The following is a 19,948-nucleotide window of genomic DNA, read 5'->3' on the forward strand; positions in this document are numbered from 1 at the left end:
TCAATGGCGGCCCTCAGGCCGGCTCGACCACCACCAGGAGGTCGCCGCCGTCGACCTGCTGCACGCCGTTGAGCACGGTGCGGGCCACGGTGCCGCCCACCGGGGTGGTGATCGCGGCCTCCATCTTCATCGCCTCGATGGTGGCGATGTTCTGTCCCGGCTCCACGGTCTGGCCCTCCTCCACGAGCAGGGAGACGGCCCCGGCGAAGGGCGCGGCGACCTGACCGGGGACGGCGGCGTCGGCCTTCTCCGCAGTGTGCACGGTGGCCTCCACGGACTCGTCGCGGACCACCAGGGGCCGGGGCTGGCCGTTGAGCGCGCAGATCACGGTGCGCAGGCCCTTCTCGTCCGGCTCGGAGACGGACTGCAGGGTCACCAGCAGCCGGACGCCCTTGCCCAGGGAGATGGTGTGCTCCTCGCCGCGGCGCAGCCCGTAGAGGAAGTCCCGGGTGTGCAGGACCATCACGTCCCCGTAGGCGTCGCGGGCGGCCTCGTAGTCCCGGGTCGGGCCCGGGAACAGCAGCCGGTTCAGCGTGGCCTGGCGGGTCGCGGAGTCCCCGGCCAGCCCGGCCCGGTCCTCCTCGGTGAGATCCTCGTCCAGCGGACGGACGGTGCGGCCTTCCAGCGCCTTGGAGCGGAACGGCTCGGGCCAGCCGCCGGGCGGGTCGCCCAGCTGTCCGGCCAGGAACTGGATGACCGAGTCTGGCAGGTCGAAGCTCTGCGGCGCCGCCTCGAACTCAGCGGGATCCACCCCCATGCCCACCAGCTGCAGCGCCAGGTCACCGACCACCTTCGACGAGGGCGTCACCTTCACCAGGCGGCCCAGCATCTGGTCTGCGGCGTGGTACATGTCCTCGATGTCCTCGAAGCGCTCACCCAGGCCCAGGGCGATGGCCTGCTGGCGCAGGTTCGAGAGCTGGCCGCCGGGGATCTCGTGGCGGTAGACGCGTCCCGTGGGACTGGGCAGCCCGGACTCGAAGGGCTTGTAGATGGCTCGCACCGCCTCCCAGTAGGGCTCCAGCGAGGCCACGGCCTCCAGCCCCAGGCCGGTGTCGCGCTCGGTGTGCTCCAGCGCGGCCACCAGCGCGGAGGCCGGCGGCTGGGAGGTGGTGGCGGCCATGGAGGAGGTGGCGACGTCGACGGCGTCGACCCCGGCCTCCGCGGCGGCCAGCAGGGTGGCCAGCTGGCCGCCGGCGGTGTCATGGGTGTGCAGGTGCACCGGCACGTCGAAGCGTTCCCGCAGCGCCGTGACCAGGGTGCGGGCAGCGGCCGGCCGGAGCAGCCCGGCCATGTCCTTGATGGCCAGGATGTGCGCCCCGGCGTCCACCATGCGCTGGGCCAGACCCAGGTAGTAGTCCAGCGTGTAGAGATCCTCGGCCGGGTCGGAGAGGTCGCCGGTGTAGCACAGGGCGGCCTCGGCCACGGCGGTGCCGGTCTTGCGCACCGCGGCGATGGCCGGGGCGATCTGGTCGACGTCGTTGAGGGCGTCGAAGATCCGGAAGATGTCCACCCCGGTCTCGGCGGCCTCGGCGACGAACGCGTCGGTGACCTCCAACGGGTAGGGGGTGTACCCGACCGTGTTGCGGCCGCGCAGCAGCATCTGGATGGGGATGTTGGGCATCTCCGCCCGCAGCAGCGCCAGTCGGCGCCACGGGTCCTCGGAGAGGAAGCGCAGGGCGACGTCGTAGGTGGCCCCGCCCCAGGCCTCGACCGAGAACAGCCCGGGCACCACATGGGACAGCGCCGGAGCGGCGGCCAGCAGATCCCGGGTGCGCACCCGGGTGGCCAGCAGGGACTGGTGGGCATCCCGGAAGGTGGTGTCGGTGACGGCCAGAGCGGTCTGGTCACGCAGGGCCTGGGCGAAGCCCTCGGGGCCCTGCTCGAGCAGGACGTCCCGCCATCCGGCGGGCCGGGGGTGCGACGACGGCCCGTCGAAGGGGCTGCGGTCGGGCTCGTCCCGCTTGTCCCCGGGGAAGCGGGGCAGCTTGTCACGCGGGTCGATGCCGTCCACCCGCGGTCCGTGCGGCTGGTTGACGGTGGTGTCGGCCAGGTACTGCAGCACCTTGGTGCCGCGGTCCTTGGAGCGGTTGACCTTGGCGAGCTCGGGGCGCTTGTCGATGAAGTCGGTGGCCAGGTCCCCGGCGAGGAACTGCTCGTCGTCGAGCACGTTCTTCAGGAACGGGATGTTCGTGGCCACGCCGCGGATGCGGAATTCGGCCAGTGCGCGGCGGGCCCGGCGGATCGCGGTCAGCCGGTCCCGCCCCCGGCTGGTCAGCTTGACCAGCATCGAGTCGAAGTGTGGGCTGATCTCGGCGCCGGTGTAGACGGTGCCGCCGTCGAGCCGGATGCCGGAGCCGCCGGCCGAGCGGTAGACGGTCACGGTGCCGATGTCCGGGCGGAAGTCGTTGGCCGGGTCCTCGGTGGTGATGCGGCACTGCATCGCGGAGCCGCGCACCCGCAGGTCCTCCTGCCGAATGCCCAGGTCCTCCAGGGTCTCCCCGGCGGCGATGCGCAGCTGCGCGGTGACGAGGTCGACGTCGGTGATCTCCTCGGTGACGGTGTGCTCCACCTGGATGCGCGGGTTCATTTCGATGAACACGTGCTGGCCCGCGCGCTCGCCGGCGGTGTCCACCAGGAACTCCACGGTGCCGGCGTTGCGGTAGCCCATGGCCTTCGCGAAGGCGACGGCGTCGCGGAACAGCGCCTGCCGGATCTCATCGTCGAGCTCGGGGGCCGGAGCGATCTCCACCACCTTCTGGTGGCGGCGTTGGATGGAGCAGTCCCGTTCGAACAGGTGGACCACATTGCCCTCACCGTCGGCGAGGATCTGCACCTCCACGTGGCGGGGCCGCACCACGGCCTGCTCCAGGAAGACGGTGGCATTGCCGAAGGCGGTCTCGGCCTCGCGCATGGCCGCGCCCAGGGCGTCGGGCAGCTCCTCGCGGGTCTCCACCCGGCGCATGCCCCGGCCACCGCCGCCGGCGACGGCCTTCACGAAGATGGGGAAGCCGATCTTCTCAGCCTGGGCGATGAGCCCCTCGGGGTCGTCAGAGGGGTCGGAGCTCTCCAGGACCGGCACCCCGGCCGCGCGGGCGGCACGCAGGGCACGGATCTTGTCCCCCGTGGACTCCAGGACGTCGGCAGGCGGGCCGACGAAGGCGATGCCGGCCTCCTCAGCGGCGCGGGCGAGGTGGGGATTCTCGGACAGGAAGCCGTAGCCGGGGTAGATGGCGTCGGCGCCGGACTCGCGGGCCACCCGCACGATCTCCTCGACGTCGAGGTAGGCGCGGACGGGGTGTCCCTCCTCGCCGATGCGGTAGGCCTCGTCGGCCTTCTGTCGGTGGAAGGAGTTGCGGTCCTCATGCGGGTAGACGGCGACCGTGCCGGCGCCGAGCTCGTTGGCCGCGCGCAGGGCGCGGATGGCGATCTCACCGCGGTTGGCCACCAGAATCTTGGAGAACATCCGTTGTCGCGTTCCTCTCAGTTGCGGCCACACGCCATTGTGCGGCCTGGCAGAAGCTCTGCGGACGGGCGCGCCGGAGTCCCTGGTGTGCGCGCCCTCCGCATCGGGCGACGCTGCCCGGTCCGGAACTGCTGGGTGCGCGCGGGACCCTCGGCTCCACAGCCAGGGGTACAGCGCAGTGAGCACAGAATACCGGCCACAGCGACGCACGCCACGTGGGGCGCGTCACATAATGATAGGTGGTCGCCCCTCCGGCCGGGCCACAGCGGGTGCGGGCGGGGGCGTTGAGGCGGTCACCAGGTCTCGTGGCCGTCGCCGGAGCGACTGCTCGACAGGTCGCAGGAGGTGTCGTCAGATGTCCGGACCCGGGTGGACTCGACCTGCACAGGGGGCCGTGAGCCTGGAAAATCACTGTGAATCGCCCGGAATCATGCGGTTCTGGGCGTGACGGCGTGGTAGGTTGCCGTTCTGAAAGCCCCGGCAACGGGGACTGACGCCGAACCAGTCCAGGAGGACACACTATGGCTATGAACCGCAGCGAGCTCGTCGCAGCCGTCGCAGAGAAGTCCGGCAACTCCCAGGCCGCCGTCAACGGCGTGCTGGACGCGGTCTTCGAGGTCTTCACCTCCCAGGTCTCCGCTGGCGAGAAGGTGACCATCCCCGGCTGGCTGGCTGTGGAGCGCACCAAGCGCGCCGCTCGCACCGGTCGCAACCCGCAGACCGGCGAGACCATCGAGATCCCCGAGGGCTTCTCGGTCAAGCTGACCGCCGGCTCCAAGCTGAAGGCCGCCGCTTCTGGCAAGTGAGCAGCCACAGCCTCACAGGCCTGCGACGTCGGCCCTCGACCCGCCTCTCGGCGGGCGGGGGCCGACGTCGTCTCCGGAGGCCTCGTGCCGGGGCAGGACCCGCGCCGTCATACCTGCTCCGTTGATTTCTACGGCGCGTAGAATTATGGCTGGCACGGTCGATCCGACCGGAAGGACCCGGACAGGGAGGTGGACCATGGCGGCAGCTCCGCGGCTCAGCGGTCCGCGACGCCTGGCCCGCGGCACCCTGGCCTCTGGTGCGGCCGTCGGCAGCGCCGCCGCCGCCCACTTCGCCGCCGGTCATCAGGGTCCGCATGCGCTGGTGGTGGTCCTCGCCCTGGCGGTGAGCCTGCCGCTGTGCACCGCGCTGGCCGGGGCGCGGCTCGGGCGGGCACGGCTGACCGTCTCCGTGCTGGTCTCCCAGGCGGTGCTGCACGCGCTCTTCTCCGCCCTGCCGGCTTCGGCCGCCGGGAGGCTCGCCAGCGTCAGCCCGCACAGCGGCCATGGTGGTCACGGTGAGGCAGCGATGCTGCCGGGCACGCCGGGGATCGCCGCGCCAGGACCGGAGCAGACACTGCTCGTGGTGTCCTCGGGCGGAACCCTGGATGTGGGGATGCTGGGGGCCCACCTGGGCGCGGCCGCGCTGACCATCGCCCTGCTCCACCGCGGCGAGACCCTGCTGAGGGCCTTCGCGGATCTGCTCGCGCTGGGCCCGGTCCGTCTGCTCATGACGCCCCGGGAGGCGCTCTTCGGGGTTCGCCGGGCGCGTCCGATCCCGCCGCGGGTGGTGCGCACGCTGGAGGATCTGTGGGCCGGCAGGGGTCCGCGCACCCTGCGGGGGCCACCGGCAACGGCCTGACGTCGTCGACGACGACGTCGAGGTCAGGGCCGCAGCGCCCGACGGCCGCCCCGTCAGACCCTCCGACCTGGAGGGACCACCTCAGTTCCGAGGCGGTGAGCACGCAGACGCGGCCGGACTGCCCACAGGACGTCCCCGGACCCTCACGCCGGCTCCGGACGCCACGTCCACCCCGCACAGACGCAGAGAAGGACACCATGACCACTTCCACCACCGTTGACATCACGGCCGGGGGCACTCGAGCAGGCCGCGCGCCGCGGCTGCTGGCCCCCGCCGCCGTCGCGGCACTGGGGCTCGCCGCGATGACAGCCACCCCCGCCTGGGCCCATGACGAGCTGATCTCCTCCACCCCGGAGGCGGACGAGGTGCTCACCGAGAGCCCCGAGGAGATCGTCCTGGAATTCACCGGAGACGGCCTCACCGAGGGCGAGAACATCACCAACGAGATCCGCGTGACCGACGGCGACGGCGAGAGCTGGGAGACCGAGACCGTCGTCGACGGTCCGTCGATGAGCACCGAGCTCGACGGCGAGCTGGCCGACGGCGAGTACGAGGTCCTCTACCGGGTCGTCTACTCCGACGGGCATGACGAGGAAGGCAGCTTCAGCTTCGAAGTCGACCTGCCGGAGGGCGCCGCAGAGACTGACGCTGCAGAGGCCGACGCCGCTGAGACTGACGCCGCTGAGGACGAGGCAGGCGACGGCACGACCGACGACGATGCCGCCGAAGCAGATGCCGCGGAGACTGATGCCGCAGAGGCAGACGCAGAGGCAGACGCAGAGGCAGACGCCGGCGAGACTGGCTCGGTGGACACCGACGCCGCCTCGCAGGAGGACCCGGCCACGGCTGAGGGGCAGTTCCCCGCCTGGGCCGCGGTGCTGTTCGCGCTCGGCGGTGTGCTGGTCGTGATCCTGGCTGTGGTGCTCATGCGCCGCAAGATGACCCAGGTGGAGGACTGGAAGAAGGCGCCGCGCCAGCCGCGCGACACCTCCGGCGCTGCCGGGGCCGCCGGTGAGCAGCCTGGAGACGACCGGTCGGACGAGGGCGATGACCGTCCTCGCGACGACACACGAGAGTGAGGGACCCCCGATGACGCCTGCCGCAGGCGGCCGAGGCGCCGCCCGTCCCACCGCGGACGCCCCCGTGCGCGCCGTCGCGCTGCCTGCGGTGGGCGCCGTCCTCTGCCTCGGCCTGGTGGCCGTGGCACTCGCAGGCCTGCTCACCGGGGTGGGCCGGCCCTCGCAGATCGCCGACCCCGGCGCTGTGACCCGGTGGGGCCTGCCCGTGGCGCGCTTCGTCCACCACCTGGCCATGGCCACGGCGGTCGCCGCCGTGATCCTCGCCGTCGTGGCGGTGCCCGCGCGGCTCGGTCCCCGCAGTCGGCAGAGTCGTGCGGAGCGCGCGGAGAAGGCCCGTGTGGAGCGCGCCGGGACCTCCGCCTCATCCGCCTCCGGGGAGCACCCGCTCTACGCCCGCACACTGCAGATCGCCGGCATTTCCTCCGTCGTGTGGACGGTGGCGGCCGTCGTCGTGCTGGTGCTCTCCTATTCGGCGCTGGCCGGCCAGCCGCTGTCTGCGGACGAGAACTTCTCCGCGGGCTTCCTGGGCTACGTGCAGTCGATCGCCACGGGCCAGGCGTGGATGGCGGTGGTGATCATCGCCGCCGTCTTCGCCACCCTGGTCTTCGCGGTGCGCTCACCGGCCGGTCTCTTCTTCGTGGCGGTGCTCGGCCTGGGCGGGATCGTCCCGATGGCCCTGGTGGGGCACTCCGGGTCCGGAGACGACCACTCAGCGGCGGTGAACTCCCTGGGCCTGCATCTGCTGGGTGTGGTGGTCTGGGTCGGCGGACTCGTGGTCCTGGCGCTGCTCTCCCCGGAGATCCGTCGGCAGGCGGCCGCGCTGACGGCCCGGGAGCAGGGCGGGCCGGAGATCGTCGGGACTCTGCTGCGCCGCTACTCGGTGCTGGCCGGCCTGGCCATCGCCACGGTCGCGTTCTCCGGGGTGATCAACGCCGATCTGCGCATCGCCACGCTGGACCAGCTGCTGACCACCCCCTACGGGATCATGATCGCGCTGAAGGTCGGGGCGACCCTGGGCTTGGGCGTGGTCGGATGGATGAACCGCAGCTGGATCATCCCCCGGCTGGCCGGGTCCCATGAGGGGGCCGGCGCGCCGTCGCCGTCCGCACTGCCGGCCGGTGATCCGGCCCGCACCCGGGCCGTCACGGGCCTGCTGTGGCAGCTGATCCTGGTGGAGATCGCGGTCATGTCCGCGGTCATCGGGGTCAGCGCGATCCTGGGGCGCACCTCCCCGCCGGTCTCGGAGGACCTGCCTCCGGACGCCACCCCGGCACGCATCCTCACCGGCTACGACCTCCCGCCGGAGCCGACGGTGGGCCTGTGGTTCAGCCAGTGGCGCTTCGACTGGCTGTGGGTGGCGATCATCGTATTCCTGGCCGCCTGGTACCTGTACTCGATGGTGCGGCTGCGACGCCGCGGCGACGGCTGGCCCGTGATGCGGGCGGTCAGCTTCCTGGTGGGGCTGGCGGTGCTGCTGTGGGTGACCTCAGGCGGCCCGGCCGTCTACGGGATGGTGCTGTTCTCCGGCCACATGATCCAGCACATGACGCTGACCATGGTGGCGCCCATGTTCCTGGTGCTCGGCTCTCCGGTGACGCTGGCGATGCGTGCGCTGGCTCCCCGCACCGACGGCACCCGAGGGGCCCGGGAGTGGATCCTGTGGCTGGTGCACTCGCGGTTCTCCCGGGTGGTGACCCACCCGGTGGTGGCCGCGGCGAACTTCGCCGGATCGCTGGTGCTGTTCTACTACACCCCGCTGTTCGGCTACGCCCTGGAGTACCACGTGGGGCATGAGCTGATGAACGTCCACTTCCTGCTCACCGGTTACATCTTCGCCCTGGTGATGGTGGGTCACGACCCGCTGCCGAAACGTCCCGCGCACGCCATCCGGCTCGTGATGCTGCTGGCCACGATGGCCTTCCACGCGTTCATCGCCGTCGCGCTCTCCGGGTCTGAGTCGCTCATCCAGGCCAGCTGGTTCGGCAACATCGGTCACGACTGGGGCTTCTCCGCCATCGAGGACCAGCAGCGCGGCGGGGAGCTGATGTGGGGGCTCGGCGAGATCCCCACCATGCTGCTGGCCGTCATCGCCGCGGTGCAGTGGTCCCGGGCGGACCGCCGGGAGATGGTCCGTGAGGACCGTGAGGCCGACCGGACCGGCGACGCTGAGCTGCACGAGTACAACGAGATGTTCGCCCGCATGGCAGAGAGGGACGCTCCCCGATGATCCGCACCCGCATCTCACTGCTGCCGGCGCTGCTGCTGAGCACCGCACTGGCGGTGACCTCCTGCGGCTCCGACGGAGACGCCGCCGAGGGCGAGCAGAGTCCCCGGGCGGGATCCGACCGGCTGATCGCCGCCGCGGAGGCGGGGATGGAACGGGCCTCCACGTTCGGCTTCGACTCCGCCGGGTTCTATACGGAGGCCGCCGTGGAGGAGTTCCGCGAGCAGATGGAGGGTTCCCTGGCCGACGGGGAGGCCGACGTCGAGGTGGACCCGGCCTCCTGCGAGGCGCCGCTGGCCGCAGTGGACTGGGCGCCGCTGCTGCTCGGCTCCGACGCCGCCCGGGTGGACTTCGGTTCCGAGACCTTCACCGGGACGGGATCCATCGAGATCGCCGAGATCGACGGCGACGACGGCGAGGCCGTCGCTCGCGTCCAGGAGCACATGGACCATGTCCGCTCCCTAGTGGAGTCCTGCCCGCAGGTGCAGCTGACCCAGTTGGACGCTGACTATGTGCTGGAGTTCTCCGACGTGGAGCTGGAGACCCTCCGCCCCGCCGACGGCGACGGCGACGGGACGGTGGGCTACGCCCGCACCCGCAGCCTGGCGGGCTCGGAGGAGGATGGAATGATCGGGGCCCAGATCCTGTTCACCCGTGCAGGCGATGACGTGGTGATGGTGTCGTTCATCGGCGAGCCCGCCGCGGCGCAGGAGGAGTTCACCGCCATGGCGGAGGCCGTCGCCGCCGCGACCACGGAGGCGCTCGCCGACTGAGCGCCCGGAGATGATCTCGGGTGCGAGGCAGGCCTCACCCCGGGGACGCCCCGCCATGGCGGGGCTGAGCAGAAGGAGCACACGCATGACGCAGACGATCCGCCGCACCGACCGGGTGCGGGCCTCCGAGCTGGTCGGCCGCGGCTGGCTGAACACCGGTGGCCAGGAGATCACCCTGGAGGATCTGCGCGGCAAGATCGTGATCCTGGACTTCTGGACGTTCTGTTGCATCAACTGCCTGCATGTGCTCGATGAGATGCGCCCGCTGGAAGAGCAGTTCTCCGACGTGCTGGTCACCGTGGGCGTGCATTCCCCGAAGTTCGAGCATGAGGCCGACCCCGACGCGCTGGCCGCCGCTGTGGAGCGCTACGAGATCGCACACCCGGTGCTGGACGACCCGAACCTGGTGACCTGGCAGGCGTACTCGGCCCGCGCCTGGCCGACGTTGGTCGTCGTCGACCCGGAGGGCTACATCGCCGCGAACCTGGCCGGTGAGGGCCATGTGGCGGGCCTGTCCTCCCTGGTGGAGGAGCTGGTGGCCGAGCACGAGGCCAAGGGCACGCTGCACCGCGGCGACGGGCCCTACGTGCCGCCGGAGCCGGTGTCCCGCACCTTGCGCTTCCCGGGCAAGGCGGTGCCGGTGACTCGTCCGCTGGGCGGCGACGCCACCACGGTGGGGCATTTCCTGGTGGCCGACACCGGCCATCACCGGATCGTGGAGCTGGAGTCCGACCTGCAGACCGTAGTCCGCAGCTGGGGCGGCGGCGTCGCCGATGACGACGGCGTGCTCGCCTCCCCGGAGAAGGGCCACCGGGACGGCGACGCTGAGACGGCGCGCTTCACCGAGCCGCAGGGCCTGGCCCTGCTGCCGGCCGAGGTGGCCCAGCAGGTGGGCTACGACGTCGTCGTGGCGGACACCGTGAACCACCGGCTGCGCGGCATCGATGTGGCCACGGGCCAGGTGACCACGCTGGCCGGCAACGGAGTGCAGCGGCTCATCGACTCCGAGCGGGTCACCCAGGCGGAGGGCCCCGTGGTGGGCAGCCTGGGCACCGTGCCGCTGGAGGTCTCGCTGTCCTCCCCGTGGGACGTGCTGTGGTCCCCGGTGACCGGCTCGGTGATCGTGGCGATGGCCGGGACGCATCAGATCTTCTCCTTCGACCCGGTCACCGGGGAGCTGAAGGTGCTGGCCGGCACCGGGCTGGAGGGGCTGACCGACGGCCCCGCCGAGGACTCCTGGTTCGCGCAGACCTCCGGGCTCGCCGCCGACGCCGCCGGGGATGTGTGGATCGCCGACTCCGAGACCTCCTCGCTGCGAGTGCTGCGGGTCAGCCAGGACCCGGAGGCCCCCGCAGTGGAGACCATCGTGGGGGAGGGGCTGTTCGACTTCGGGTTCCGGGACGGCGACCCGGCCGAGGCGCGACTGCAGCACCCTCTGGGAGTGACCGTGCTGCCGGATTCCTCCGTGCTGGTGGCAGACACCTACAACGGGGCGATCCGCCGCTACCGTGGGGAGCACCGCGCGGCCGACGGCACCACGGTGGCCGCGGCGGTCTCCACGGTGGCGCGCGGACTGAAGGAGCCCTCCGACGTGCTGCTGGACTCCGATGGCACGACCCTGCTGGTGGTGGAGACCAACGCCCACGAGCTGGTGCGTGTGGCCATCCCCGACGAGTTCCTCACCGTGGACGAGGGAGCCTGGGAGACCCAGCGGCCCACCACCGAGGTCGCGCCGGGGGAGTTCAGCCTGAGCATCGGCTTCGAGGCCCCCACCGGGCAGAAGCTCGACGACCGGTGGGGCGATCCCACCCAGCTGAAGATCTCCTCCTCCCCGGAGGAGCTCATCCTGGAGGGTGCCGGCAGCGCCGAGGGGCTGCGCCGGACCCTGCGGCTGAATCCGTCCGTCGCCGAGGGCGTCCTGCACATCACCGCTCGCGCGGCCGCCTGCGACGGTGCCCCCGGCGAGGAGATCCCGATGCACGCGGCCTGCCACCTGTACCAGCAGGACTGGGGCATCCCGGTCACGGTGCGGCCCGAGGGGGACTCCGCCCTGGAGCTGGACCTGCGCGGCATCAAGTGAGCTGAGGGGACCTGCGCCCCATCGGCCGAGTCTTCGTGTCCTCCCACGTCAGCCATGTCACACTGAATCCTGCACATTCGTCGAGGGGGCCGGATCGGCACAGGTCCGCCCTGCAGGAGTGAGATGACCATGGCTGGATCGTCACCGTCCCGCACCGACGCAGGGGAGCCGACGGCGTCGCGCCGTTCCCTGTGGCGGTGGTACCTGGACGTCCCTCTGATCTGGAAGCTCGGGGTGGCGCTGGTGCTCGGCGTCGTCGCGGGCCTGGTGGTGGGCCCGCCCATCGCGGTGGTGCAGCCGCTCGGTGACATCTTCCTGCGGCTGCTGACCATGCTGGTGATGCCGCTGATCCTGCTGACCCTGATGGCCGGAGTGGCCTCGGTGTCCCCGAAGACGCTGGGTCGCATCGGCGGCAAGGCCTTCCTCTACTACCTGGTGACCACCGCGTTCGCGATGACCATCGGCATCGGCGTCGCCCTGCTCGTCTCCCCGGGAGCCGGGCTGAGCCTCCCCGGGGACGCCGAGGTGGACGAGCAGACCGCCCCGCCGCTGGCGGAGGTGCTCACCGGTATCGTCCCGGACAACATCTTCTCCGCCCTGGCCGAGGGGGAGGTGCTGGCCGTGATGTTCTTCGCCCTGGCCGCGGGCGTCGCCCTGGCCTTCATGCAGGACAGCACCGACGATCGGCTCGCCGGGCTGGCCATGCACCTGCGGCGCTTCGTCGACGGCGGTGTGGAGCTGGTCTTCCTGATCATCCGCGGGGTCCTGCAGTACTCGCCCATCGGCGTGTTCGCGCTGATCGCCGTGGTGGTGGGGGAGACCGGGGCCGATGCGCTGCTGCCGCTGGCCTCACTGACCGGGGTCGTCTACGGCGGGATCGTCCTGCAGATCGTGATCTACGCGCTGATCCTGCTGCTCTTCCGTGCCCCGGTGGGCCGGTTCTTCCGCGGGGCTAAGGAGCCCATGCTCACAGGTTTCATCACCCGCTCCTCGTCCGGCACCCTGCCGGTGACCACCCAGGCGGCCGAACGGCTGGGCGTGCGTCGCGGGGTGTACTCCTTCACCCTGCCCCTGGGTGCGACCATCAACATGGACGGCACCGCCATCTACGTCGGGGCGGCCACGGTGTTCATCGCCAACGTGACTGGGACGCAGCTGACCCTGACCCAGCTGGCCACCGTGGCCGCCGTCGGGGTGCTGGCCTCCATCGGCACCGCCGGTGTGCCGGGCGCCGGGCTCATCATGCTCACCATGGCCGTCACCGCCGCGGGGCTGCCCATGGCGCCGGTGGCGCTGGTGGCGGGCATCGACGCGATCCTGGACATGGCCCGCACCCTGTGCAACGTCACCGGGGACCTCACGGGTACGCGCATCATCGCCAAGACCGAGCCCGGGATGCTGGTGGACCCGGATGCCCCGCCGGAGGACGAGGACGAGGCCGAGCACGCGGGCGAGGGCACCGCCGGTTCATCCGCCTGAGCCCAGGGCCTCCCGGAGGGGGACTCGCTGCCCGGTGCGCAGCAGCGACCGGCTGTAGATCCGGGCGGCGAGGAGCATGAACACCACGGCACTGGTGAGCAGGATCGCCAGGGCGAGGATCGGCTCGAACCACATCGCCTCGTTGAAGAACATCCGCAGCGGCATCGCCACCGGCGCGCTGAACGGCACGTAGGACGCGATGGTCATGATCAGCGGGGTGTCGTGGAAGAACACGACCACGAAGTACGGGATCATGCTCAGCATCATCGTCGGTGTGACCACCGCTCCGGAATCCTCCTGCCGGGAGACCAGCGCCGCACCGGCGGCGAACATGGCGGCGATCAGCACGAAGCCGGGCACGAAGAACAGCACGAACCACAGCATCGGCACGGTGAGCATGTCCAGCACGTCCTGCTGACCGGAGAGCATCAGAGCCGCCGCGGCGGCTGAGGCGATCACCACGGCCTGACCGATGGCCAGCACCGAGTTGCCCAGCACCTTGCCCGCCAGGAGCGATTGGGCCGTGATCGAGGAGAGCAGGATCTCCACGATGCGGGACTGCTTCTCCTGGATGGTGTTCTGCACGATCATCATGCCGGAGGTGATGGACAGCATCATGAACACCAGGCCGAAGAGCATCGCCACCACCATGCGGAGGGTCCCGGCGTTCTCGCCCTCGAGGGTGACCAGGCTCGGCGCGGCGGAGAGCATCTGGGCGACCTCCGTGGGCTCCGAGTCCAGCCCGATCACCTGCAGACCCACCGGAGAGTCGGCGTCGGCGGTGATGATCGCGTCGATGTCGCCGCCGCGCAGCAGCTCCTCGGCGGCCGCCATGTCGGCCGCCTCCACCTGCTCGAGCCCGTCGGAGGGGATCAGCTGGGCCGCCTGACCGGCGTCGACGACGGCGACCTCGGGCTCGTCCTCCCCTCCGCCGAAGAGGCCCATGGCCACGATGCCGCCGGCGACGAACAGGATCGTGATGATCTGGCTCACCAGGAACGCCTTGCTGCGCACCTGGGAGATGATCTCGCGTTCGGCCACCAGCAGGGAGGCCTGGCCGATGCTCAGGGGTGCCGGGGAAGGTGCCCGGGAGGCGAGGGCGGGGGTGCTCATCGGACGTTCTCCTTCTCCAGCTGGCGGGTGGCCTGTGCCGTGGTCTGTGCTGTGGTCTGTGCTGCCGGCCGCTCGTCGACCCGGCCGGCGACGTCCTTGAAGATCTCGCTCAGGCTGGGCAGCACGGGGGCGAAATGCAGGACCGCCCCCCGCTGGACGGCGCGGTGCAGCACCTGCTGGGCGGTGTCGGGGTCGGCGCGGAACAGCGCACGCCCTGCGGCGGATTCGTCCACCTCGACGCCGGTGACGTCCCGGACCCAGCCGGCGTCGGCCTCGGTGATCAGCTCGTAGCGCCGCGTTCCGTGCCGCTCGCGCAGCTCCTCCCGGCCGCCGGCGGCCAGAATCCTGCCGGCACCGATGATCACCAGGTCGTCGCAGAGCCGCTCCACCACATCCAGCTGGTGGGAGGAGAACAGCACGACGGCGCCGGCCTCCGCCTGTTCGGTGAGCACGGAGAGGACGACGTCGACCGCCATCGGGTCGAGCCCGGAGAACGGCTCGTCGAGGATCAGGACGTCCGGGTCGTGGATCAGAGCGGCGGCGATCTGTACCCGCTGCTGATTCCCCAGGGAGAGGGACTCCAGGGGATCGCCGGCACGCTCGGTCAGGTCCAGGCGGGCCAGCAGGGCCTCAGCCCGCCGTCGGGCCTCGCGACGGTCGAAGCCGTGCAGGCGCGCCAGGTAGCTGATCTGGTCGGCGACCCGCATCTTGGGGTAGAGCCCGCGCTCCTCCGGCATGTAGCCGAACCGGCCCCGAGACGTCGGGGCGACAGGGGAGCCGTCGAGCCGGACGTCGCCGGAGTCGGCGTCCAGGACGCCGAGGACGATGCGCATGGTCGTGGTCTTCCCGGCGCCGTTGCCGCCGACGAAACCGGTGAGCTTCCCGCGCCGGGCGGAGAAGGAGACGTCGTGGAGCACCTGGCGTCCGGAGTAGGACCTGCAGACGGAGTCGAGTTCGAGCATGCTCCGAGCCTAGGCCGGGGCACCGACAGGCGGATCCCCCGTGCGGGGGAACGTGGCGGGGGAGCCTGGCGAGGGATCGTTGCCGTGGGGCGGTCGACCTCAGGCGGGGTCCGCGTCCGGGGTGACGATCCGGTGCTGATAGGCGTAGGCGACCGCCTCCACCCGATTGCGCAGGTGCAGCTTCGCCAGGACCCGTGACATATGCGTCTTGACCGTCTCCGCGCCGATGAACAGCTGGGCGCCGATCTCCGCGTTGGAGAGGCCGCGGGCCGCCAGCCTCAGCACTTCCACCTCCCGATCGCTCAGGGGGTCCGGCACCGTCCCGGCGCGAGACTCCCGGCCACCCAGATCGTCGGCGCTGGCGCCGTCGGGGACGGAGCTGAGTCCTCCGGAGCTGACCGCTCGGCGGATCAGGGACCGGGTGACCTCCGGCGCCAGCAGCGCCTCGCCGGCGGCGACCGTGCGGATGCCCTCGGCGAGCTGCTCCGGGGAGGCGGTCTTCAGCAGGAATCCGCTGGCACCGGCCTGCAGGGCCCGCAGCAGGTAGTCCTCACGGTTGAAGGTGGTCAGCATGATGACCTCCGCGGTGCCCGCCCCACGGACTCGCGCGGTGGCCTCGATGCCGTCCACACCGGGCATCTCGATGTCCATGCAGATCACGTCCGGTCGGAGGCGGTCTGCCATCTCCACAGCCTCCTGCCCCGAGGAGGCGGTGCCGACCACCGCCAAGTCCGGCTGGGCGTCGAGGATCGTGGCGATGCCCTGCAGCAGCAGCGGCTGGTCATCGGCCAGCAGGACCCGGACGGTGTCCCCGGACGCCGCGGCGTCCGGCGGCTGCTGGGGGAACGTCTCGGAGGGAGACATGTCGTGTGGGGGCGTCACAGTGCCTCCTCGACGGCGGCGGTCGTCGCGGGATCCGCCGCGATGTCCAGGGGGAGCTCCACCCGGACCATGAAGCCGCCCTCAGGGGAGGGACCGGTCTCCAGTCGGCCCCGGCCGCCGTGGCGCGCTCGCGCATCCCTAGGAGGCCGTGTCCACCCGGGTCCTGCGTTCCGGTCGGATGAGAGGGGGCGCGGGCGCCGCCGTCGTCGGTGACCTCCAGCTCCACGGAGCTGCTGCGCCAGCGTATCCGCAGGCTCGCCCGGGCCTCGGGGCCGGCGTGCTTGCGCACATTCGTCAGGGCCTCCTGCGCCACCCGGTACAGGGTCAGCGAGGCCAGGGGTTCGAGTGTCTGAGGCTCGCCGTGCACCTGGTGGTTCACCGCGACGCCGGCGCTGCGGAGCTGCTCCACCAGGTCAGGGATGTGCTCCGCCCGCAAGGTGCTGGAGACTGCGTCGGGGTTGTGCGTGCGCAGCACGCCCAGCAGGTGGTGTAGCTCAGCCACGGAGCGTCGTGCCGCGTCCTCCACACGGCGGATGCACCGCTCGGCCTCCGCGGGATCCGTGGGCAGCACGGTCCGGGCGGCGGCGGCCTGCACCCCCATGAGGGAGACATGGTGGGCCACCGAATCATGCAGCTCGCGGGCCAGCCGGAGGCGCTCCAGCGCGACGGCCTGCTCAGCGACGACGGCACGCTCCGCGTTCAGCTGCTCGGCGCGCTCCTCCGCCCGGGCACGGTCCCGGGCGGACTCCCAGGCCCGGTGGCCGAACCAGATGGCCCCGGCGAAGAACAGGAGGTTGGTGAGCAGCTGGTACAGGATCATCGCCAAGGCCGGGGTCAGAGCTCCCGGGGCGAGCGGCTCGTCGGAGTCGAACATCGGCTCCACGGAGATGCGGATGAAGGAGACCAGCAGCCAGACAGCCATCCCGGCCACCACCGCCCAACGGGCGATCCGAGCCGAGCGGTCCCGGTTGTTCCATGCCCCCAGCGTATAGAGGACCAGGAAGATGGAGATGTTGCTGATGAGCAGCTCCGGCACGTGCAGCTCACCGGCGAGGATCATGGCTCCGGCCACGACGACGGCGACAAGAGCCGGGCGGCGCCGACGCCACGCGACCGGCAGGTGCAGCAGCGCCAGACACAGCACAGAGACCACGGGTCCAGCCGGCTCCTCGTAGAAGCCCAGCCCGCGGCCCAGCGTCAGCGACAGCACCGCCCCGCAGAAGAGGGCCAGGGCGATCAGCGTGTCATGGCGGAGCTCGTCCGGAGTGGGGTCGCGTCGGCGCCAGTCGGGCGCGTCGGCGGACACCGGGCGGGGGTCGGACTCGGCTGTCGGCATCGGTGTCCTTCTGCGGTCGACGACGGCGGGCGGGCGTCCACGAGACGTCACTGATGGGGAGAGTAGTCCGATCCGAGCGGGCGCGCCATCATCGCGCGTTCTGCCCGCGGCACGGAATCAGTAGACTCTGAGGAGCATCTCAGGACTGGGAAAGGTGGATGACCCCATGACCACGTTGGTCGTCACGGCGAGCAAGCACGGCTCCACGGCGGAGATCGGTGAGCGGATCGCCACCACGCTGAGCGCCCGAGGCGTCTCCACCCATGTCAAGGACGTCTCCGAAGCGGGGCCGTGGCTGTACGAGGCGGACCACGTCGTCGTCGGGCTGCCTGTGTACCGGCAGGCGCTCTACGGGCCGGGGAAGCTCTTCCTGGACAGCAATCGCACCGAGCTCAGCGGCAAGCCGCTGTTCCTCTACGCCGTAGGCGGCGGTCCGCGACTCGAGGAGCCCCTCTACGCCACCCTGCGGCAGTACCCGCATCGGGAGATCGCCTATTTCCGGGGAGCGGTGGACGCGGAGAAGATCAGCTTCCTGGAGAAGCTGCAGCTGACCGTCGCGAAGGCTCCGAAGGACGCGGACTTCCGCGACTGGCCCGCCATCGAGGACTGGGCCAGCTCGCTGCTGGCCTACGGGATCAGCTGAGCGGTCCCGATGCCTCCGCGCTTTGGGCCCTTCTGACGTGAGAAACGTCGTCATAAGGGCCCAAACCGCGGAGCCACCGCCATCAGGTGCGAGTACAGTGCAGGGCATGCGTGCTGCCGACTTCTACACCGGCTTGGTGGCCGAGATGTACGCCCCGCTGAAGGGCGAGAGCTTCGACGCCGCCCCCTATGCCGAATTCATACGATCTCAGGGCCAGCCGGCTCTGGAGCTGGGCTGCGGCGACGGCGAGCCGATGCTGGAGCTGCTGCAGCTGGGGCTCGACGTCGACGGCGTCGACTCCTCTCCGGACATGCTGGCCCGCTTCCGTGCGGCCGCAGAGGGTCAGGGGTCGGCGCCGCGGCTCTACGCGCAGCGCATGGAGGAGCTCGATCTTCCGCGGCGGTACCGCTCCGTCTTCCTCGCCGGGCCCACCATCCTGCTGCTGCCGGACGATGCCGCCGTCGTCGAGACGCTGCGTCGAATCAGGGATCATCTCGCCCCTGAGGGTGCCGCACTCGTCCCGCTCTGGATCCCCGAGCCCGCCGCGGAGCAGGAGATCGGCCAGGTGCGCCAGACCGTCAACGACGACGGCGCCATCCTGCGGCTGACACTCGTCAGCCAGGAGCGCGACGACCCCGCCCGCACCCAGCGGACCCTGCTGCGCTATGAACGGTGCCGGGGCCATGACATCCAGGTCGACGAGCGCGAGTGGCTGCTGCACTGGCACACCCACGCGGGGTTCGTCGCCCTGGCGGAGCAGGCCGGGCTCCGGGCCTCCCTGCAGGACGGGGAACCCGACGACACACCCAGCGCCAGCTGGTCGGTGCTGCTCACCCATCCCTGACGCAGTGTTGACCCCGGAGCGATGGTCGGAATACGCCTACTGACGCGACGTTTAGCGACGATCGCTCCGGAGCCAACGGCGCAGGGGAAGGGTCAGACGATCGTGAACCCGCCGTCGATGCGCAGGTCCGCTCCGTTGACCATCGCGGCCTCCTGGGAGGACAGGTAGACGACGGCGGCGGCGATCTCCTCGGGCTCGGCGAAGCGCCGGACTGGGATCTCCGCTCGGTGTGCCTCGCCATGCGGCCCGTCCCAGGCCTGCCGACCCAGCTCGGTCATCACCACGGTCGGTGAGATGGTGTTGGCGGTGACACCGTGAGGCCCCAGCTCGCGGGCCAGGGACCGGGTCAGCCCGAACAGTCCGGACTTCGAGGCGCCATAGGCGGCGTGATGCTCCAGCGCCACATGGGCGGCCTGGGAGGCGATGTTCACGATCCGCCCGTAGGCGGCGGCCTTCATGTGCGTGCCCGCGGCCCGGCAGGCCAGGAACGTGCCGGTGAGGTTGACCTGCAGCACCTTCTCCCAGGTCCGTTCCGGCACCTCGTCCACCGGATCCAGGGCCACGATCCCCGCCGAGTTGACCAGGACGTCCAGCGAGCCGTGGGTCGCGACGACGTCGGCGAAGGCCTGTTCCACGGCCTCGGCGTCCGTGACGTCCAGACGGAGCGTGTCTACACCGCCTGCCTCGGGGTGGGCGGTGCGCAGCTCCTCGGCGGTGGCGGAGAGGCGCTCGGCGTCCAGATCGGCCAGCACCACCAGGGCTCCCTGCCGGGCGAAGCCGTGGGCGATCGCCTCACCCAGGCCCGAGGCGCCGCCGGTGACGACGGCCACCCGCCCGGTGAGGTCGAACAGCGCGGCCCGGTCCGGTACGGGAGCTCCGCCGGTCGACCTCATCCGCAGCTCCCGGTCTGCTCGTACCTGCTGATCGCGGCGACCTTCTCCGCGGAGGCGCTGGAGGTGTCGAATTCGTAGTTCAGCCAGTCGGCGGCGAGCTTGCGGGCGAGCTCCTTGCCGACCACGCGCTGGCCCATGCACAGCACCTGGGCGTTGTTGGAGAGCACCGAGCGTTCCACGGAGAACGGGTCATGAGCCGTGACTGCCCGGATGCCGGGCACCTTGTTCGCGGAGATCGCCACGCCCAGGCCGGTGCCGCAGATCAGCAGCGCGCGGTCGGCCTTGCCGTCGGCCACCATCTGGGCGGCATCCACTGCGACATGCGGGTAGGGGGTGTGGCCGTCGGAGTCCTCGCCGACGTCGACCACGGACTCCACGCGGTCGTCCGCCTCGAAGTCCGCCTTGAGGGCCTCCTTGTAGTCGTAGCCGGCGTCGTCGCAGCCGACCACCAGTCGCAGCTTCTTCGTCATGGATTCTTGCCTTTCGGATGGGATCAGAATGTGGGTCTGGGT

At 71.1% G+C, this 19,948-nt stretch carries 16 protein-coding genes; 9 read left to right on the forward strand and 7 right to left on the reverse strand.

The window, feature by feature from the left end; all coding sequences use genetic code 11:
- Positions 1-13: 13 nt before the first annotated feature.
- Positions 14-3,463 (reverse strand): pyruvate carboxylase, encoded by a 3,450-nt coding sequence (locus ABD658_RS12115; protein ID WP_344680567.1) that lies wholly within the window; start codon positions 3,461-3,463, stop codon positions 14-16.
- Positions 3,464-3,984: 521 nt separating this feature from the next.
- On the opposite strand from ABD658_RS12115, the gene ABD658_RS12120 reads away from it, so the two are divergent.
- The 7 genes from ABD658_RS12120 (at position 3,985) to ABD658_RS12150 (ending at position 12,763) form a co-directional block, all read left to right on the forward strand.
- Positions 3,985-4,269, forward strand: coding sequence for an HU family DNA-binding protein (locus tag ABD658_RS12120; RefSeq protein ID WP_070158322.1), 285 nt, complete (start codon positions 3,985-3,987; stop codon positions 4,267-4,269).
- A 196-nt stretch (positions 4,270-4,465) separates the two neighbouring features.
- A complete protein-coding gene (locus ABD658_RS12125) occupies positions 4,466-5,128 on the forward strand; it encodes a hypothetical protein (RefSeq protein WP_344680563.1) in 663 nt (220 codons plus the stop codon).
- Between the two features lie 197 nt (positions 5,129-5,325).
- The gene (locus ABD658_RS12130; protein ID WP_344680561.1) at positions 5,326-6,207 is read left to right on the forward strand and encodes a copper resistance CopC family protein; all 882 of its coding nucleotides are present in this window, start codon (positions 5,326-5,328) and stop codon (positions 6,205-6,207) included.
- Between the two features lie 10 nt (positions 6,208-6,217).
- Positions 6,218-8,434 (forward strand): bifunctional copper resistance protein CopD/cytochrome c oxidase assembly protein, encoded by a 2,217-nt coding sequence (locus ABD658_RS12135; RefSeq protein ID WP_344680559.1) that lies wholly within the window; start codon positions 6,218-6,220, stop codon positions 8,432-8,434.
- The gene (locus ABD658_RS12140; RefSeq protein ID WP_344680557.1) at positions 8,431-9,204 is read left to right on the forward strand and encodes a hypothetical protein; all 774 of its coding nucleotides are present in this window, start codon (positions 8,431-8,433) and stop codon (positions 9,202-9,204) included. The genes ABD658_RS12135 and ABD658_RS12140 overlap by 4 nt, the downstream gene beginning before the upstream one ends.
- Before the next feature lie 85 nt (positions 9,205-9,289).
- A complete protein-coding gene (locus tag ABD658_RS12145; protein WP_344680555.1) occupies positions 9,290-11,284 on the forward strand; it encodes an NHL domain-containing thioredoxin family protein in 1,995 nt (664 codons plus the stop codon).
- A gap of 123 nt (positions 11,285-11,407) precedes the next feature.
- The gene (locus tag ABD658_RS12150; RefSeq protein WP_344744649.1) at positions 11,408-12,763 is read left to right on the forward strand and encodes a dicarboxylate/amino acid:cation symporter; all 1,356 of its coding nucleotides are present in this window, start codon (positions 11,408-11,410) and stop codon (positions 12,761-12,763) included.
- On the opposite strand, the gene ABD658_RS12155 is transcribed toward ABD658_RS12150, so the two are convergent.
- The 4 genes from ABD658_RS12155 to ABD658_RS12170 form a co-directional block, all read right to left on the reverse strand.
- On the reverse strand, positions 12,752-13,876 hold the full coding sequence (locus ABD658_RS12155) for an ABC transporter permease (RefSeq protein ID WP_344680553.1): 1,125 nt from the start codon (positions 13,874-13,876) through the stop codon (positions 12,752-12,754). The two genes, ABD658_RS12150 and ABD658_RS12155, sit on opposite strands and share 12 nt — an antisense overlap.
- Positions 13,873-14,838, reverse strand: coding sequence for an ABC transporter ATP-binding protein (locus ABD658_RS12160; RefSeq protein WP_344680551.1), 966 nt, complete (start codon positions 14,836-14,838; stop codon positions 13,873-13,875). The genes ABD658_RS12155 and ABD658_RS12160 overlap by 4 nt, the downstream gene beginning before the upstream one ends.
- A gap of 99 nt (positions 14,839-14,937) precedes the next feature.
- Entirely contained in the window at positions 14,938-15,720 is a 783-nt protein-coding gene (locus ABD658_RS12165; RefSeq protein WP_344744652.1) for a response regulator, read from the reverse strand.
- Positions 15,620-17,056, reverse strand: a complete 1,437-nt coding sequence (locus tag ABD658_RS12170) for a histidine kinase (protein WP_344680549.1) — start codon at positions 17,054-17,056, stop codon at positions 15,620-15,622. Before ABD658_RS12170 ends, ABD658_RS12165 begins: the two co-directional genes overlap by 101 nt.
- 166 nt (positions 17,057-17,222) lie before the next feature.
- Between ABD658_RS12170 and ABD658_RS12175 the strand changes: the two genes are divergently transcribed.
- Both ABD658_RS12175 and ABD658_RS12180 read left to right on the forward strand, forming a co-directional pair.
- Positions 17,223-17,699 carry a flavodoxin domain-containing protein gene (locus ABD658_RS12175; RefSeq protein WP_070162024.1) on the forward strand — a complete coding sequence of 159 codons (477 nt, stop codon included), beginning with the start codon at positions 17,223-17,225 and terminating at the stop codon, positions 17,697-17,699.
- A gap of 106 nt (positions 17,700-17,805) precedes the next feature.
- Positions 17,806-18,543, forward strand: coding sequence for a class I SAM-dependent methyltransferase (locus tag ABD658_RS12180; RefSeq protein WP_344680546.1), 738 nt, complete (start codon positions 17,806-17,808; stop codon positions 18,541-18,543).
- Between the two features lie 92 nt (positions 18,544-18,635).
- Here the strand turns inward: ABD658_RS12180 and ABD658_RS12185 are convergent, their stop codons facing one another.
- Positions 18,636-19,436 (reverse strand): GolD/DthD family dehydrogenase, encoded by an 801-nt coding sequence (locus ABD658_RS12185; RefSeq protein ID WP_344680544.1) that lies wholly within the window; start codon positions 19,434-19,436, stop codon positions 18,636-18,638.
- A complete protein-coding gene (locus tag ABD658_RS12190; protein ID WP_344680542.1) occupies positions 19,433-19,906 on the reverse strand; it encodes a ribose-5-phosphate isomerase in 474 nt (157 codons plus the stop codon). The genes ABD658_RS12185 and ABD658_RS12190 overlap by 4 nt, the downstream gene beginning before the upstream one ends.
- Positions 19,907-19,948: the final 42 nt, after the last annotated feature.

The organism is Nesterenkonia aethiopica (assembly GCF_039534665.1).
GTDB lineage: Bacteria > Actinomycetota > Actinomycetes > Actinomycetales > Micrococcaceae > Nesterenkonia > Nesterenkonia aethiopica.